The sequence below is a fragment of the Candidatus Bathyarchaeota archaeon genome, from assembly GCA_026014745.1.
Classification (GTDB): domain Archaea; phylum Thermoproteota; class Bathyarchaeia; order Bathyarchaeales; family Bathycorpusculaceae; genus Bathycorpusculum.
In genome coordinates this window covers 1-15240 of record JAOZHS010000001.1, presented here as the reverse complement: position 1 = coordinate 15240, position 15240 = coordinate 1, and the positions used below count along the sequence as shown (strand labels likewise).

Here is a 15240-nt window from a genome sequence, read left to right as displayed (position 1 = left end):
TATTTTAGACATTGAGGTTTTTGAACTTTGTTAAGAAAACCGCTCATGTCAGCGGAATAGGTCTTTCTCTTTGGCCCTAGTTAAACTTGTAGCTGAGGATTCTTCGCTTGGCAGATAATGGTATCCTCGAATAATCGCAACTGGGATGCCCTCGTTGGCTTGCCCAATAACGAGTTCCGCGGCGGAAGCCAACTCGTCTGCAACCGCCGTCTGCTTAATTCTTAGAACATACCCAAACAGGTCTTTTTCGCCTCGACGGTCTCGAATAGGCTTAAACCCTGATGTGCCCACGGCAATGTTGATTTCGCCCATCCGAAACGGTCGCCCATGAGTGTCCGAAACAATAACTGCCACATCCACTCCCGCTGCACGTTTAATTTCACTTCGAATGTGTTGAGCGGATGCATTTGGGTTTTCGGGCAACGGTACCACGTTTCGGTCGCCAGAAACGTTTGAGCGGTCTACTCCCGCGTTGGCGCAGATTATGCCGCTTTTAGTTTCTGTTATGATGCTGTTTTGTCCTATGCGTACGATTTCTTTGGTTTCGTTTAGAATAACTTGGACTAGGGCAGGGTCCTTTTTGGTTTGCGCCGCGATTTCTTGGGCTCGCTCAGAGGGATTTACGGTGTCTAAGTTGATGACGTTTCCCTCAGCTTTTGAAACCACCACATGCGTAACTACCACCACATCGTTTGATTGAAGTGGCGTACCCTGTTTCTCTGCCGCTTCTACGATGAGTTTTCCTAAATTGTTTCCTTTTTGTATTAATGGTAAGCCTTCGACTGCAATGACTTGAACCGAATTCATGAAGATGCCTAAAGTGCATATTAGCAATTAGAACTTAAGCTTATCTTGTCTTAAATAAAGAAATTAAAATTATAAGGGGGAGACCGTAAAGGTCTCAAAGGATTTAGTCGCGGAATTTCTGGAGTTTCTGGAGCATCATTTTGTCGCCTTCAGCGTCACCTGCACAGGTTGCGATGATGCCGTCGACGAGGCCGACAAGTTTTGATGCTTTCTCTTCTACTGTTTCCATGGTTGCGGCAGTTGGCCAACCGATCAGTTTGACTGTTTCGGTATTTTTGGATGTTCCAACCAGGAAGTATGCGAAGAGTGGCTTGTTGAGTTTTTTGCATTCCGCAGATACTGCTTTGAGTGCCTCAAGGGAGTCATCGTTGAGCCTCATGAAGTACACGAAGTCCCATGGCTCACGTACGCGGGCAAGAGTTTCTTCAATTGAGCGTCTTGCGGTTAGTAAGCAGCCGAGCTTGAGGTTCTTTGTTTTGACGGTGTTGCGGATGAAGTCGCGTGCTTCTTCAGAGTTTTTGAGCATTTTGATGGCTTCGCCGTAGCGTGGGTTGTCGCCCATGGTTACTGCTAAACCGTCAAGTCCAATGACGTCGGATGCGAGGGCTAATCCTCCGACTTCAACGGGGCCTTTGTAGTGGAGAATGAAGATGGGACAGACGTATTTTTCTGGGTACTTGTATTTGAGCAAGCAGCTGACTACGACGCCGCTTGGTGCGGGGAAACCGGCTGCGCCGTCAGTTACGTTCCAGCCGTCTACTAAGTCTTTGAGCTCATCTGCAAGCTTTAGAAATTTACGTGTTGGGACAAACTCGTTAAGGATTTTCATGGAGTTTTCATCTCAGCTAAAAGGGATAAGTGGTTTGACTAAAAAACTTTTGCGTGCATAAGCCACAGTTTGTTAATCAAGATTTTTCTCTTGCAGTGTTGACTATACGCGTTGCATATCTGGGTTTTGTAAGGCTGCAAAGGCTTTTTTGGCGCGTTCCGCCTTGAACCTGACCAATTTAGCGATATCTTCCTTATCCACCGACTCCAGGGTGCAATCCAATCCTTTGATTAGTTTTTCCCCAACATCCGAGCGTACAATAACCGTTGAGAACCCCCTCTTGCTACCCGCCGAACCCACCGAAATATCCGCAAACCGCGAAACAAAATCCCCACAAAACCCACACGCCTTCTCAGCAGCGCAGTCCAACTCCTTCACTTTACAGGCATACTCTTTGCCTTCAACCTGCATTGTAAATTTACCCTGCCTAATCTCTGTTTTTTCAGCACTATTCACGTCCACGTTCAGTCGCATTTTTATCTGTTCTCTTAGTTGATTGGCGTTGAAGGTTTCAAAGCAAAAGAGCCCCACAATCACTATTTCGGCTTTATCCTCAAGGGCTTGCTGGATTTTCCGCATGACCCTACCTTCACAGGGTGTGCAAACAACGGCTAAGCGGGTTTTACCTTGCTTTATGAGTTCTTTGGCTTTTTTAGCAACGTTAACTTTGAGGTACTTAGAACCTTTTGCCTCCTCAATTTCTTCTGATGTCTGCGCTACCGCTGCCTCAGCAGTATACCCCTCCATGCGCTTAACCACAATGGCTGCATCAAACAAGCCCTCCCTCAGCCCTTTAATCAGCAAAGCCGTTACCACGCCGCCATCCTGCCCTCTAAAGTTGCATCGCGCCGAAAACAGGTTGGAGTGGACGCCGAGTTCGGGGTCTTTGGTTCCTTTAAGGAATTGCTGTTCAATTTCAGCGTCCTCTTTTGCTCTGGAATTTTGGGGTTCACTTTTGTTGTTTGACATAAAAGCGTGACCTGTTTTCTGTAGATTTAGGTGTGTTTTAGCAAATAAAGCTTTAAACTCAGATGACAGACTTGTGCTTCGGCGAGACCTTGACTGATAAACCCAAAATCCGCTACACCCAAGGAAACCACGATGTCCTTGACCAAATCGAGTCGCTCTGGATAGACCTAAACCAATACCACTGCCAGCGGTCCCTCAACTTCAAAGACCACTATAATGATATGACTTTTGAGAAACGCAAAGCTTACCTCCTAAAGAAGGCTCAACGTGGCGTTTTACATGTTGATTTGGCTTTTGATGAAGCCACAGGCGAGACGGTAGGTTACTTGGTCAGCAGTGTAGTTGAAAAAACTGGTGAAATTGAGTCAGTTTTTGTCCGTGCCAAATACCGCAATATGGGTGTTGGCGGTTCCTTGATGCAGAATGCGTTGGCTTGGATGGAACAACAGGGTGCAACATCAAAAATTGTTGAGGTCAGCGTAGGCAATGAGGGCGCTTTCGACTTCTATGGTCGGTTTGGTTTTCTACCCAGAAAAACCGTGCTGCAACAACCCGTAAAGCCTATTTAGAAAAAACCTCTGTCTTAAAACAGCGTTAATCTGCTTTTCAACTGCACGGTTAATTTTTCTGAGCTTTTAGGAAATCTAAATTAATCTGGCTGGAAGCTTGTAAGTTTGTGATTGTTATGAAGATTGCTGTTTCTGGTAAAGGTGGCGTTGGTAAAACTCTCCTCGCAGGCGGTTTAGCTTATGGCTTTTCTCAGCGTGGATTAAAGACCATGGCGATTGATGCAGATTCTTCGCCTAATCTGGGTTTAACTCTTGGTTTATCGCCTGAACAAACCCGAAAAATCGTCCCTATCTCCGAGAACAAGGAACTCGTTGACTCCAAAACCAGCACAGGCTACTCAGGCGTCTACAACCTAAACTTCACTGTAGACGACATCGTCAAACAATATGCAGTTCCCACACCTTTAGGCGTCAGCCTCATTGTTATGGGTACTGTGCAGTCTATGGGTGCTGGGTGTATGTGTGCACCAAACGCCGTTATACGCGCTTTGATGCGGCACCTCGTGGTGGAACGCAACGAAGCCGTCGTCTTAGACCTTGAAGCTGGCGTGGAACACATCGGCAGAGGAACCGCAAGACAAGTCGATGCACTCTTAATCGTGGCGGATTCTAACCTTAAATCTCTTGAAATCGCAAAACACATCCATGACATGGCATCTCAGGCAGGCATGAAACAGCTCTTTTTAGTGGCTAACCGAGTGATGAATGACGCTCAGAAGGAAGCTGTGCAGAGTTTTGCTGACAAAAATGGTATTGCGTTGCTTTCGTTTGTGCCCTTTGACCAAAAAGTCATTGAAGCAGACATGATGGGTCAGACGCCGTTGCGGAATAAGGATATGGCGGCGATTAAGGCTATTGATGAGATCTGTGACCTTTTGATGAAAAAGGCATAGTTCAGTCAGCTTTCTTTTTGTTTTCTTTTGTGTTATTTTTGTTTCTTTTTTTTCATTAGAAGTTTGGTCAAAATGTTACTGTAGTTTGGTTATTGTGTCCCAGTAAATGCGAGTTTATTTTCTAAACAGAACGTATTAATATGATTTAGTAATTAAACAAATGCTAACCTTGAAGCTCCCCCACGAGGTGAAACAGAATGACTGACAAAATCATCATACCCACAGAAACCCAAGATGGCTTAGCTGCCCCCGTTGCAGAACATTTTGGCAGAGCCCCCTTCTTTACCATAATTGAACTCGACGACAACGCAATCCTAAACATAACCCACGTCGCAAACGTCAGCGAACACTTAGGCGGCATCGGTTCCCCACACGACCATCTAACCAAACTCCAACCCAAAGCAATGCTAGTCCATGGCATGGGACCCCGCGGAATCATGGCCTTCAACAGTTCAGGCATAGAAGTTCTAAAAACCACCGCAACCACCGTCAAAGAAGCAGTTGAAGCCTACACTCAGGGCAAACTTGATGCATTATCTGAAGGCTGCTCCCACGCTCACCACCATCATTAAACCATGGTAAACTCTATGACTGAAAAAATAACTGAAGCCCAACAACTCGCCGAATTAGGCTACACCACCCGATCCATCGAACTGTACCAAAGCAAAGTTAACGTTGGCACCATCGACAACGCCGATGTCAGCAGCGTCTTTTTAGGTTTCAGCGGCGACTTAATCCGCCTCTACCTAAAACTCAATGGTGACATAGTTGAAGACGCAAAATTCCTCTGTTACGGATGCCCTGGCACCTTATCTGCGATGTCTGCACTGACTATTCTGGTTAAAGGTAAACCACTTATCCACGCAAAACGACTCTCCGAAGATGACGTCTTAGAAGCAATAGGCGGATTGCCCCCCTCAAAACAAGAATGCGCTGAATTCACCATAAAAACCCTCAAGAAGGCACTTGCTGAGTACGAAGAATCCCATGCCCCATAATTTCTGGTATTTGAATTGTAGGTGAAAGAAGTGATTGTGGCGAATGCTAGCGGCAAAGGAGGCACAGGCAAAACCTCTCTAGCTGTGAACCTAGCTCTTTCAGTAGGCGACGTTCAATTCTTAGACTGCGACGTAGAAGAACCTAATGCCCACGTTCTTCTGCATCCTAACCCCTTCAGAACTGAACCCGTCTACACAGCAATCCCAAAAATAAATGAAACGCTCTGCGTTCACTGCGGAGACTGCTCTAAATTCTGCCGATACAACGCGCTCTTCACTTTAAAACACCAATTTCTTGAGCCTACGCCCTTTTGTTTATCTCTAAACCACCAATGACCCAGAACCTAATATATCATAATTCGATAAATTTCTAGGAGTTTTAAGAAATGAAAAGTGCATTGATAATTTATTGGTCCAAAACTGGCAACACACAAAAAGTCGCCAACTCCATAAAACAAGGCCTAGAAGAAGCCGACATCCAAGTAACAATCAAAACCCCCGAAGAAGCCGAAACCATAGATTACTTTGACTACGACCTCGTCTGCGTAGGTTGCCCCTCATATTCTTGGCATCCACCTGAGCCGATGACTGCTTTTTTGAAGAAAAAATTTGCTTATTACCGCCAAAACGGTCAGATAAAGCCTTCAGCGCCAAAAGTCCCCGGAAAAAACGCCCTAATCTTTGTAACTTATTCAGGACCCCACACAGGAATAGATGAAGCCACCCCCGTGGGGAAGGATATTGGGCAATATTTCGAGCACATCGGTTTTAGAGTCATAGACGAATGGTATGTCCTTAGTGAATTTCACGGTTCACTTGAACATAGCACCTTGGGTAGACTAGGTGATATTCGTGGAAAACCCACTGTAGAGCAACTCAAAGTCATCCAAGACGACGCTAAACGCATCGGCAAAATGCTCTAACTATTTTTCCCATTTCGTTAAGTAAACTTTGCCGTCTTCTCCCCGAAAAGCGCGGACTAATTCGCAGTGCCTAAAGAAAGCCATCTGCTGTTCAAGCTCTTCGAGTTTTAGGCAGGTTATTTTTAATAGTTCTTCTCTTGTGATTTTGCCGTGTTCTATGATGGTGTTGTAGATTATTTGTTGTTGCTCGGTTAAGCCTGCGCTGCCTGTTTGACCGAGTTGTTTACGTATCGAGAGCGCCGAAGAAACCGCCATTGGGTCACATCCTTTAGGCGGGTTGGTTTCATACATGTAGCAGTCTTCACAGAGAATTTTGCCGTGGAGCTCGTAGGATTCTCCTTCTTGGAGGGTTAGTTTGCAACGTTTACACTCCATGTTTTGCACCGTGGATAGGTTGCTTTTGTTGTTTATGTGGTTTTTTGTGGAGTTTGCCTGTTTATTCCTTGCCTTTTACCCTGTTCTATAGTGTTTTTGCGACTTCACTTAGTGGTTTAACTGGTCGGATTTCAACGGTCATTGGTCCAAAGAAGTTTTTTATAGCCTCTGGGTTTGGAGCTTCGATGGTGAAAAAGCCTTTGTGGTCTGCACCTGTGTCTTGGGGGCAACTCATGTAGGCGGCGACTATTTTGACTCCTGCTTTTTTTATGTTCTCTTCTGAGAAAAGTTGTTTAATCATTGCTTTACCTTGGGGCATAAGCAAGGGGCATTGTGCTGCTGGATGCGTATGAATTGCTTCAAATAGCATTTATTCACCTCCCTAAAAACAAAAAATCATCAGTAAATGCCAAAGGTTCTGTCGCCTATAAAAGTTGTTCACTTTCTTTTTTGCCTGTGTTTGCATCAAGAAAAAGCCGCCATTTAAACCATAGAAAATATATTGAACTTTGATTAATGAAAAAGGCGTAAACGTTTGAGGTTTATTATATGACAACTCTTGTTACGGTTGGTCGTGGTGGAACAGGTAAATCCAGTTTCACTGCTCTTATGGCTAAATGTTTTGTTGAAGCTGGTACAGCACCGATTTTGTTGGTTGATGCTGACCCAGACCAGAACCTCGCTGAAATGCTAGGCGTTGACCTCAAAGAAGCAGGTAAATCCACCATTGCTGAACTCATTGTAAGCACCTTTATTGAGAAAGGCGGCACCACAATCGGGGTTCCCCCAACAGAGCGCATTGAAAGCAGAATTTGGGAAAACGGCCTCTATGAAAGCAAAAGCTTTGATTTCATGGCTGTTGGCACCAAATGGGTCGAGGGCTGCTACTGTATGCCTAACTCTGCCCTAAAAGGCGCTTTGGAGTCTTTGACCAAAAATTACAAGTATATACTCATTGATTCTCCAGCGGGACTAGAAAATCTTAATCGCCGAATCACTTCAGATGTAAATGACATATTTGACATTTTAGATCACTCTAAAAAATCTCAAGACCACGTTCGCCGTGCTATTAGAATCGCCAAAGAAGTGGACATGAAATTTGAGAATTTCTACCTCGTCGGCGGCTACCGTTTCCCCGAAGAGAGAGGTAAACAGGCAGAAGCTGACTTGAACCTCAAATATCTCGGCAAAATCGCTGCTGACGAAGAGCTTGATGAGGCTGTTTTGGACGGAAAATCCCTGCTTGATTTGCCAAACACCAACAAAGCCTATTTGTCCGTTCAGAAGATTCTGAAATCTTTGGGATATCTCTAATCCCAAGTTTTTTTTGCGTTTTTTTTGTTAACCTTGCATATCTATATCTACACCGTGACTTTTGTATAACAAATCTGGAAAGGTTTAAAAACAATGTCAGAAAGGTAACAGGTAAACCTTTACAGAGGTTCTCCAATTTGACTAGTAAAAACGTCCATGTAAAAATCGACGAAATGAAGACCAATGTTGGTCAAATAAAAAATTTGGAATTATCCATTGGCAAGGTTATTAACGACAATTATGCTGAGCCGATGGGTCCAACTCCAATGCCCTCCGTAACTGCTCTGCGCGATTGGGACATGAAGCTTCTCACCAAATACAAGCCCTTTTACATGCCCGACTGCGACAGCTGCTGTCTATGTACTTTTGGCAAATGTGATTTGACTGCCGGAAAACGCGGCGCATGCGGCTTAGACATCGCAGCCCAATCATCACGTATTGTCATGATTGCTTGTGCAATCGGTTCGGCGTGCCACTCAGCCCATTCAAGGCACTTAGTTCACCACTTAATTGAGAAATATGGCCGCAGGTACCCCTTGGATGTCGGAGGATTAAACGTTAAAGTCGAAGCGCCAGTCACACGTCTTGTAACTGGTATAAAACCAGAAACTCTTGGCGACTTAGACGATGCATTAGCATATGTAGAAGAACAAATCACACAAATTCTTGCAACAGCCCATACAGGTCAAGAAGCATGCAACCTTGACTTCGAATCTAAAGCATTCCACGTTGGTATGTGTGACCACGTCGGTATGGAAATTGGCGACATTGCTCAGATTTCAGCTCTCGGTTATCCAAAAGCTGACCCCGAAGCCCCACTAGTAAAGTTAGGTATCGGAAGCGTCGACAGAACCAAACCAGTTGTCATGTGCATTGGCCACAACGTCGTTCCATCAGTCAGCATCATTGATTATGCAAAAGAAAAGAAAGTTGACGATAAAATCGAAGTGGTTGGCTTATGCTGTACCGCCCACGACATGACACGATATTACACACGTGCAAGAATCGTTGGCCCAATCAGTTGGGAACTCAGATTCATCCGTGCCGGTTTAGCAGACGTAGTCGTTCTCGATGAACAATGCATCAGAACTGACGTAGCTGACGAAGCAGCAAAAGTTGGCGCACCAGTTATTGCAGCCTCAGAGAAGAACTGCGTTGGCTTTAAGAACCGCACAGACGACTCAGTAGACGCAATCGTCGAAGACCTCGTTAGCGGCAAAGTTAACGGTGTACTAGTTCTTGACCCCGAAAAAGTCGGCGAAATCGCGGTTCGCGTTGCACAAACAGTTGCTCCAGTGCGCAAACGCAAGAGCGTTCTTCCGTCAGCTGAAGAAGTTGTTGCGATCGCAAAGACTTGCACACAATGTAAAGCTTGTCAACGTAACTGTCCACAAGACTACGCAATTCCGCCAGCCATGAAAGCTGCAGCAGCCGGTGACCTCTCCCTTCTAACAGACCTCTACGAAGTCTGTATCGGATGTGGAAGATGCGAACAAGCATGCCCCCAGAAAATCATGATCCACAGCCTCATCGTCAAAGCAGGCGAAAAATCGATGGAATGCGAAGACAACCTATGCCGAAGCGGCAGAGGTGCAGTCTCAGACGTCGAAATCCGCAACGTCGGCAGCCCAATCGTACTTGGCGAAATTCCAGGTATCGTTGCAATCGTTGGCTGCAGCAACTATCCAAAAGGCGGCAAAGACGTCTACGACATAGCCCGAGAATTCGCAAGCAGACGATACATCGTTGTCCTCTCCGGATGCAGCGCTATGTCAGCAGGCAGCTACCGCAACAGCGAAGGCAAGACCCTCTACGAAGAATTCCCAGGCGGATTCGAAGCAGGAGGAGTCAGCAACGTCGGTTCATGCGTTGCAAACAGCCACATTGCAGGTGCAGCCATCAAAGTAGCAAACATCTTCGCAAAACGCCCACTCAGAGGCAACTACGAAGAAATCGCAGACTACATCCACAACAGACTCGGCGCAGTCGGCTTAGCTTGGGGCGCATACTCACAGAAAGCAGCCGCAATCGGCGCAGGCTTCTGGCGCTTAGGCATACCAGTCGTCGTCGGCCCACACGGCAGCAAATACAGACGAACACTCCAAGGCAGAAAAGAAGACCCATCCAACTGGAATGTCCTTGATGCACGTACAGGCGAAACAGTCAACGTCGGTCCAGCACCAGAACACCTCTTCGCAATCGCAGAAACAAAAGAAGAATGCATCGTTCAAATCGCAAAATTATGCTTTAGACCAAACGACACATGGAAGGGACGCGCAGGCAAACTTAGCCACTACATCGACTTACACAAACGCTACCTGGGTGTTATGCCAAACGATGTTCACCTCTACGTCAGAACAATGGCTGATGTTCCAATCACAATGAAAGATGAAATAACCAAGCTCCTTGAAGCTAACAACTGGAAAGAAACAACAATTCCGGACCCAACATTGCTTCCAAGAATGGTCCGGAAGATGAAGTAGGAGGAGAAAAACTATGTCCTGTGAACCATGGCAATGTGCAGAAATTGCAGCAACTAAAAAAGCAAACCCAATCCAAAAACCCGAGATAGCCGTAGCAATGATCAAAAAAGCCCAACGCCCCCTTCTTATTGTGGGCAGCAACGTAACTGAACGTTGGATGGAGGGCAAACAAGCTATCGAATACATCATTGATTTAGCAAACGCAAGCAAAGTCCCAGTTGTCGCAACCGCCCATATGGTCGGCGAATTCGTAAAACGCGGCTACACTCCAGCAGCATTCTGGAATGCAATGGAAATTAGCCAACGCGTCTGCGACCCAACCTGGATGGGACTAGACGGCAAAGGACACCCAGACCTAGTCATGTACGTCGGTATGCCCTACTATATGGAAGCACTCATCCTTAGCGGTCTAAAGCACTTCGCACCAACTCTCAAAACTATGACTCTGGACAACATGTATCATGTACACGCAAGTTGGTCTTTCCCCAACGCAAGCCTAGAAGAATGGGCTGCGAACCTCAAAGTCATGACCTCAAAATTTAAAGAAGGAGGAAACTAAGAAAATGTCAATGTTTAAAGATATCCCCGTAGAAGTTGGCGTCATCTACGAAGGTGAACGTATCCGACGAAACGACATGCAAGTCGAACTCGGCGGTCCAACAGTCAAACAAAAGTTTGAACTGGCAAAAGTAAAACCCATGAATGAAGTCGACGATGGCAAAATCACCATCATCGGCCCAGACTTAAAAGACCTCAAAGAAGGCGGCGCATATCCCTTCGGTGTTCTCATTGAAGCGGCAGGCGCAAAACTCGATGCAGGTCTTGAAGGTGTCCTTGAAAGGCGCATTCATGGCTATCTTAACTACATCGAAGGCTTCATGCACCTAAACCAGCGCTATGACATCTGGATACGCATCGGCAAAAAATCCTTCCAAAAAGGCCTCAACAGCTTTGAACCCATCGGCAAAGTTCTCTACCGCCTCTTCAAGAGCGAATTACCCATCGTAGAGAAACTACAAGTTACCTTCATCACAGACCCAGCAAAACTCGACGAAATGACCCCCGCAGCAATCCAAGCATATGAATCACGCGATGCAAAAGCCAGAGGTCTAAAAGACTCTGAAGTAGACACATTCTACGGATGTGCACTTTGTCAATCATTCGCACCAAGCCACGTTTGTGTTATCACACCACAAAGATACAGCAACTGCGGTGCCATCAGCTGGTTTGACGGTAAAGCCTCCGCAAGCATTGACCCCAAGGGTCCAGTCTTCGCAATTCCAAGAGGCGAAATGATCAACGCCGAAAAAGGCGAATTCAGTGGCGTCAACGAAGCAGCAAAGAAACGCAGCATGGGCGAAGTCAACCAAGTCTGGTTATACACAGCCTTTGACCACCCACACACTTCATGCGGATGCTTCGAAGCAGTAACCTTCTACGTCCCCGAAGTTGACGGCTTAGCAGTAGTGCAAAGAAACTTCAAGGGCGCAACCGTAAACGGCTTACCCTTCAGCACTATTGCAGACTCTGCAGCAGGCGGACGCCAAATCGACGGCTTCCACGGCATGTCCATCGAATATATGCGAAGCAGCAAATTCTTCGCAGCAGACGGTGGCTGGAACCGCATCGTTTGGGTACCCAAAGAGGTCAAAGAAAAAGTCAAAGACTTCATCCCCGCAGACGTAGTTGACAAAATCGCCACTGAAGAAGACGCAAAGAACGTTGACGAACTCAAAGCCTTCCTGAAGGCAAAGAACCACCCAGTGGTAGCAAGATGGGCTGAAGAAGCACCCGCAGAAGAAACCGCAGCAGTCACTGTTAACGAAGAAGCAGCAGGCACCATGATGCCAGTTGCAACAGCAGGGTCTTTGCCAATAATGGCCGGCGGATTCAAAATCATCCTCAAAGACGCCAAGATCTACGCCAACAAAGTCATCATCCAAACCGTCAAAGACGATAAGAAGCCATAAACCTGGTGAACTCAAACGACTCACCACAACAACGATCTAAAGAAAAGCGAGGGCCTACAGCTCTCCGATGACTTGCTAGCAGCGCTAGCAAAGTTCAAGCAGATAGAGTTGGAAGACTTCCAACTTGAAGCTAAGGAGCTGGAAATCCTCTTTACCCCTGGCATGGCAGCAACTGTCCTACCAAAGCTCAAGCTTCCCGCAGGCGTCTCAACAGGCAAACCAACAAGTCTACTACAGTCACAATTCAAACTACCAATCGAGAAATACCCCAACAAAATCGCCACAGTCAAACTAGGCGCAACCAAGAGCGATGGCGGCACACGCGGCAAAACAGTCACTATCGGCGGAGAACTCTCTCCTGCTTTCTATTCCTTTGAGAACCCAACACCACACAAACCAATCGTAACTTTAGACGTTTTCGACATGGAAGTTCCCCTGTCCAAGGCCGTCAAGATGCACGTTAAAGACGTCGTCGGCGACCCAGCAGCATGGGCAAAACTTGCAGTCGAAAAGTTCGGCGCAGACATGGTTACAATGCACCTCATCAGCGTTGACCCACTACTCAAAGATGCATCACCAAAAGACGCATGCAAAACCATCGAGAAGGTTCTGCAAGCAGTTGACGTACCCCTCGTAATCGGCGGATGCGGTGACCCAGTAAAAGACACTGCTCTGTTCGAAGAGGTATGTGCACAATTCCCCGGTGAACGCTTCCTAATTAGCTCAGTCACACGCGACATGGATGGCGAAAAATGTGCTAAATTCATCAAGAAAGCTGGCAACGCAGTACTCGCATTCACACCAATGGACCTCAACTTTGCACGCGAACTAAACAGGCGCCTCTTTGACCACCTATCACGCGAAGACATCGTCATGGACTTAACCACCGCAGCCTTAGGTTACGGTTTAGATTACGCATTCACTAACATGGAACGTGCACGCATAGGCGGATTAATGGGCGACATGGAACTCGCACAGCCCATGAGCTCAGGTACAACCAACGCTTGGGCAGCCCGTGAAGCATGGCTAAAGATGTCAGCTGATTGGGAACCACGCGAACTTAGAGGCCCACTTTGGGAAGTCACCACCGCGCTTACCCTGCTCACGGCAGGTGTCGACGTATTCATGATGATGCATCCAGCAGCAGTTAAGACCCTCAAAGACGTCACTAACTACATAACAGCAAACAAAAAAGCAGACCCAACAAAGTTCCTAGACTGGGTCAAAGTAAAGGCTTAAGGAGACATGACTGATATGGCAGACGAGAAAAAAGGCGGAATAAAAGAACTCAGCCCAATTACCATTTACAAGAACCTACCAAAAACTAACTGCAAAGAATGCGGTCAAGACAACTGTATGGCATTCGCCGCAAAGATTGTCAACCGCGAACTAGAACTAGACGCTTGCAAGCCACTCCAAAAACCCGAATACGCAAAACAATATGTTGCTCTAAAAGAGCTCCTCAAACCCGCAGTAAAAGAAATAACCATCGGTGTTGGCGACAAAGCCAAGAAAATCGGCGGCAAACTTGTCATGTACCGCCACGAGCTCACATACAAAAACCCAACCGCAATCGCGATCGACGTTACTGACGAGATGCCTGAGAGCGAAGTGGTTGCCCGCGTACAGAAAACTGAGAACTTCAGTTTTGAATACATCGGCAACACCCTCAAACTCGACATGATCGCAGTTCGATCCACAAGCGACGACGCAGACAAATTCAAAGCATGTGTCAAGAAAGTCTCTGAAACCACCAAGCTACCTATGGTCCTTTGCGCCCTTAACCCACAAGTTATGGAAGCAGGCTTGATGGCAGCACCAAAAGCACGCCCACTCCTCTACGCTGCAACTGCTGAAAACTGGAAAGACATGGCAGAACTCGCAATCATGTATGATGCACCACTTGTTGCATCTGCACCAAACAACCTTGACGGGCTTATGTCAATCGCAAAGACGCTTCAAACCTACGGCGTTAAAGACATCGTCCTAGACCCCGGAACCTTCGGAAACGAAGGCATACAAGACACAATAAACAACTTCACCATGCTACGACGTGCAGCAACAAAAGCCGGCGACGAACTCGCAGGTCTACCCCTACTTGGCATACCCATGGCAGTCTGGGCAAACAAGGGCGAAACAGCAGACGACCTCATCAAATGGCGCGAATCATACCTCGCATCCATGCTGGTTGTCCGTTACGCAGACGCACTCATCCTCCACGGAAACGACGGATGGAGTCTATTACCCCTCGCAGTACTGCGCCAGAACATCTACACTGACCCACGCAAACCAGTCGCAGTCGCACCAGGCCTCAAAGTCTTCGGCACACCTGATGAGAACAGCCCAGTAATGTTCACAAGCAACTTCGCATTGACCTACTACACAGTTGCCTCAGACATCGAATCAAGCAAGACCAACGCCTACCTAATCGTTGTCGACGCAGAAGGCTCAGCTATCGACAGCGGTGTCGCAGGACGCAAACTAACCGCAGAACGCATCGCAGACGCAATCAAAGCAAGCGGTATCGAGGGTAAAGTCAAGCACCGCAAAATCATCAGCCCCGGCAAAGCCTCACGCATCAGCGGAGAAATCGAAGAACTTTCCGGCTGGAAAGTCCTCGTTGGTCCACGCGATAGCAGTGAGATCGCGAAATACATAATTGATAAATGGCAACCATAGCCATTCTTTCTTTTTCTTATTTTTTCCGTTTTAAATATTTTAAACGCTAATAAATTAGCGTCTTTGTGGTTTACTTATGGTTTGCCTTTTTGCCTATTAATCAACCAGTTTGCTGCTTTTAGTACTCACTATGGGTGAGTGAAACTTAAATGACATTAGCTCGGATGTAAGCCCACAAAATTGGAAAAGGTATGCCAAATTTGAATTTTAAAAAACATTTGTCAATCAATCAGAAATTGACCGCAACCGTAATCTCCATGCTTCTGTTACTTTCTATCGCTGCTGCTACTCTTCCGTATGCTTCTGCTGCTACATATACTGTCACACACACCAGCTACATCTACTGTAGTGTTAGCAGTAGTGTTATTGGTGTTGCTCAAGATCAGTTGCTTGTCTATTGGACTGCTGATATGCCCCCTGATACTGGAGAA

Annotated in this window: 18 protein-coding genes; 13 read left to right on the top strand and 5 right to left on the bottom strand. The window is 46.6% G+C overall.

Annotated features, from left to right (window positions below):
• Positions 1 to 48: 48 nt before the first annotated feature.
• The 3 genes from NWE92_00090 to NWE92_00080 all read right to left on the bottom strand — a co-directional run bounded on the left by NWE92_00090 (position 49) and on the right by NWE92_00080 (position 2605).
• Positions 49 to 834, bottom strand: a complete 786-nt coding sequence (locus NWE92_00090) for a coenzyme F420-0:L-glutamate ligase (GenBank protein ID MCW4028034.1) — start codon at positions 832 to 834, stop codon at positions 49 to 51.
• A gap of 76 nt (positions 835 to 910) precedes the next feature.
• Positions 911 to 1636: a hypothetical protein gene (locus NWE92_00085; protein MCW4028033.1), complete on the bottom strand. Its 726-nt coding sequence runs from the start codon at positions 1634 to 1636 to the stop codon at positions 911 to 913.
• Between the two features lie 102 nt (positions 1637 to 1738).
• Entirely contained in the window at positions 1739 to 2605 is an 867-nt protein-coding gene (locus NWE92_00080) for a Coenzyme F420 hydrogenase/dehydrogenase, beta subunit C-terminal domain (GenBank protein ID MCW4028032.1), read from the bottom strand.
• A gap of 62 nt (positions 2606 to 2667) precedes the next feature.
• On the opposite strand from NWE92_00080, the gene NWE92_00075 reads away from it, so the two are divergent.
• From NWE92_00075 to NWE92_00050, 6 genes are all read left to right on the top strand, one after another.
• Entirely contained in the window at positions 2668 to 3174 is a 507-nt protein-coding gene (locus NWE92_00075) for a GNAT family N-acetyltransferase (protein ID MCW4028031.1), read from the top strand.
• Between the two features lie 116 nt (positions 3175 to 3290).
• Positions 3291 to 4067 (top strand): AAA family ATPase, encoded by a 777-nt coding sequence (locus NWE92_00070; protein MCW4028030.1) that lies wholly within the window; start codon positions 3291 to 3293, stop codon positions 4065 to 4067.
• Between the two features lie 197 nt (positions 4068 to 4264).
• The gene (locus NWE92_00065; GenBank protein ID MCW4028029.1) at positions 4265 to 4639 is read left to right on the top strand and encodes a NifB/NifX family molybdenum-iron cluster-binding protein; all 375 of its coding nucleotides are present in this window, start codon (positions 4265 to 4267) and stop codon (positions 4637 to 4639) included.
• 15 nt (positions 4640 to 4654) lie between these two features.
• Positions 4655 to 5065, top strand: a complete 411-nt coding sequence (locus NWE92_00060) for an iron-sulfur cluster assembly scaffold protein (GenBank protein MCW4028028.1) — start codon at positions 4655 to 4657, stop codon at positions 5063 to 5065.
• A gap of 30 nt (positions 5066 to 5095) precedes the next feature.
• Positions 5096 to 5401, top strand: coding sequence for a 4Fe-4S binding protein (locus NWE92_00055; GenBank protein MCW4028027.1), 306 nt, complete (start codon positions 5096 to 5098; stop codon positions 5399 to 5401).
• 50 nt (positions 5402 to 5451) lie between these two features.
• The gene (locus tag NWE92_00050) at positions 5452 to 5988 is read left to right on the top strand and encodes a flavodoxin domain-containing protein (GenBank protein MCW4028026.1); all 537 of its coding nucleotides are present in this window, start codon (positions 5452 to 5454) and stop codon (positions 5986 to 5988) included.
• Here NWE92_00050 and NWE92_00045 read toward each other — a convergent pair whose 3' ends face one another.
• Together NWE92_00045 and NWE92_00040 are read right to left on the bottom strand one after the other, a co-directional pair.
• Positions 5989 to 6363: a hypothetical protein gene (locus NWE92_00045; GenBank protein MCW4028025.1), complete on the bottom strand. Its 375-nt coding sequence runs from the start codon at positions 6361 to 6363 to the stop codon at positions 5989 to 5991. It abuts the gene before it with no gap.
• Between the two features lie 85 nt (positions 6364 to 6448).
• Positions 6449 to 6733 (bottom strand): hypothetical protein, encoded by a 285-nt coding sequence (locus NWE92_00040; protein MCW4028024.1) that lies wholly within the window; start codon positions 6731 to 6733, stop codon positions 6449 to 6451.
• A gap of 179 nt (positions 6734 to 6912) precedes the next feature.
• On the opposite strand from NWE92_00040, the gene NWE92_00035 reads away from it, so the two are divergent.
• The 7 genes from NWE92_00035 to NWE92_00005 form a co-directional block, all read left to right on the top strand.
• On the top strand, positions 6913 to 7677 hold the full coding sequence (locus NWE92_00035; protein MCW4028023.1) for an AAA family ATPase: 765 nt from the start codon (positions 6913 to 6915) through the stop codon (positions 7675 to 7677).
• 173 nt (positions 7678 to 7850) lie between these two features.
• The gene (cdhA, locus tag NWE92_00030; GenBank protein MCW4028022.1) at positions 7851 to 10160 is read left to right on the top strand and encodes a CO dehydrogenase/acetyl-CoA synthase complex subunit alpha; all 2310 of its coding nucleotides are present in this window, start codon (positions 7851 to 7853) and stop codon (positions 10158 to 10160) included.
• A 13-nt stretch (positions 10161 to 10173) separates the two neighbouring features.
• Positions 10174 to 10719: a CO dehydrogenase/acetyl-CoA synthase complex subunit epsilon gene (gene cdhB / locus NWE92_00025; protein ID MCW4028021.1), complete on the top strand. Its 546-nt coding sequence runs from the start codon at positions 10174 to 10176 to the stop codon at positions 10717 to 10719.
• Positions 10720 to 10729: 10 nt separating this feature from the next.
• Positions 10730 to 12130 carry a CO dehydrogenase/CO-methylating acetyl-CoA synthase complex subunit beta gene (gene cdhC / locus NWE92_00020; GenBank protein ID MCW4028020.1) on the top strand — a complete coding sequence of 467 codons (1401 nt, stop codon included), beginning with the start codon at positions 10730 to 10732 and terminating at the stop codon, positions 12128 to 12130.
• Between the two features lie 72 nt (positions 12131 to 12202).
• Positions 12203 to 13369, top strand: coding sequence for a CO dehydrogenase/acetyl-CoA synthase subunit delta (gene cdhD, locus NWE92_00015; protein MCW4028019.1), 1167 nt, complete (start codon positions 12203 to 12205; stop codon positions 13367 to 13369).
• Between the two features lie 6 nt (positions 13370 to 13375).
• Complete coding sequence (gene acsC, locus NWE92_00010; protein ID MCW4028018.1) at positions 13376 to 14809, top strand: acetyl-CoA decarbonylase/synthase complex subunit gamma; 1434 nt, start codon at positions 13376 to 13378, stop codon at positions 14807 to 14809.
• A gap of 200 nt (positions 14810 to 15009) precedes the next feature.
• The coding region (locus NWE92_00005; GenBank protein ID MCW4028017.1) for a hypothetical protein at positions 15010 to 15240 on the top strand (231 nt) is incomplete at its 3' end.

Excerpts from the sequence above, each read along its gene's own strand:
- NWE92_00050 (MCW4028026.1), top strand. The coding sequence starts at position 5,452 with ATGAAAAGTGCATTGATAATTTATTGGTCCAAAACTGGCAACACACAA.
- cdhC (MCW4028020.1), top strand. The coding sequence starts at position 10,730 with ATGTTTAAAGATATCCCCGTAGAAGTTGGCGTCATCTACGAAGGTGAA.
- NWE92_00075 (MCW4028031.1), top strand. The coding sequence starts at position 2,668 with ATGACAGACTTGTGCTTCGGCGAGACCTTGACTGATAAACCCAAAATC.
- NWE92_00085 (MCW4028033.1), bottom strand. The coding sequence starts at position 1,636 with ATGAAAATCCTTAACGAGTTTGTCCCAACACGTAAATTTCTAAAGCTT.
- cdhA (MCW4028022.1), top strand. The coding sequence starts at position 7,851 with ATGAAGACCAATGTTGGTCAAATAAAAAATTTGGAATTATCCATTGGC.
- NWE92_00045 (MCW4028025.1), bottom strand. The coding sequence starts at position 6,363 with ATGGAGTGTAAACGTTGCAAACTAACCCTCCAAGAAGGAGAATCCTAC.
- NWE92_00065 (MCW4028029.1), top strand. The coding sequence starts at position 4,265 with ATGACTGACAAAATCATCATACCCACAGAAACCCAAGATGGCTTAGCT.
- NWE92_00060 (MCW4028028.1), top strand. The coding sequence starts at position 4,655 with ATGACTGAAAAAATAACTGAAGCCCAACAACTCGCCGAATTAGGCTAC.
- NWE92_00070 (MCW4028030.1), top strand. The coding sequence starts at position 3,291 with ATGAAGATTGCTGTTTCTGGTAAAGGTGGCGTTGGTAAAACTCTCCTC.
- cdhB (MCW4028021.1), top strand. The coding sequence starts at position 10,174 with ATGTCCTGTGAACCATGGCAATGTGCAGAAATTGCAGCAACTAAAAAA.
- NWE92_00080 (MCW4028032.1), bottom strand. The coding sequence starts at position 2,605 with ATGTCAAACAACAAAAGTGAACCCCAAAATTCCAGAGCAAAAGAGGAC.
- NWE92_00040 (MCW4028024.1), bottom strand. The coding sequence starts at position 6,733 with ATGCTATTTGAAGCAATTCATACGCATCCAGCAGCACAATGCCCCTTG.
- NWE92_00035 (MCW4028023.1), top strand. The coding sequence starts at position 6,913 with ATGACAACTCTTGTTACGGTTGGTCGTGGTGGAACAGGTAAATCCAGT.
- acsC (MCW4028018.1), top strand. The coding sequence starts at position 13,376 with ATGACTGATATGGCAGACGAGAAAAAAGGCGGAATAAAAGAACTCAGC.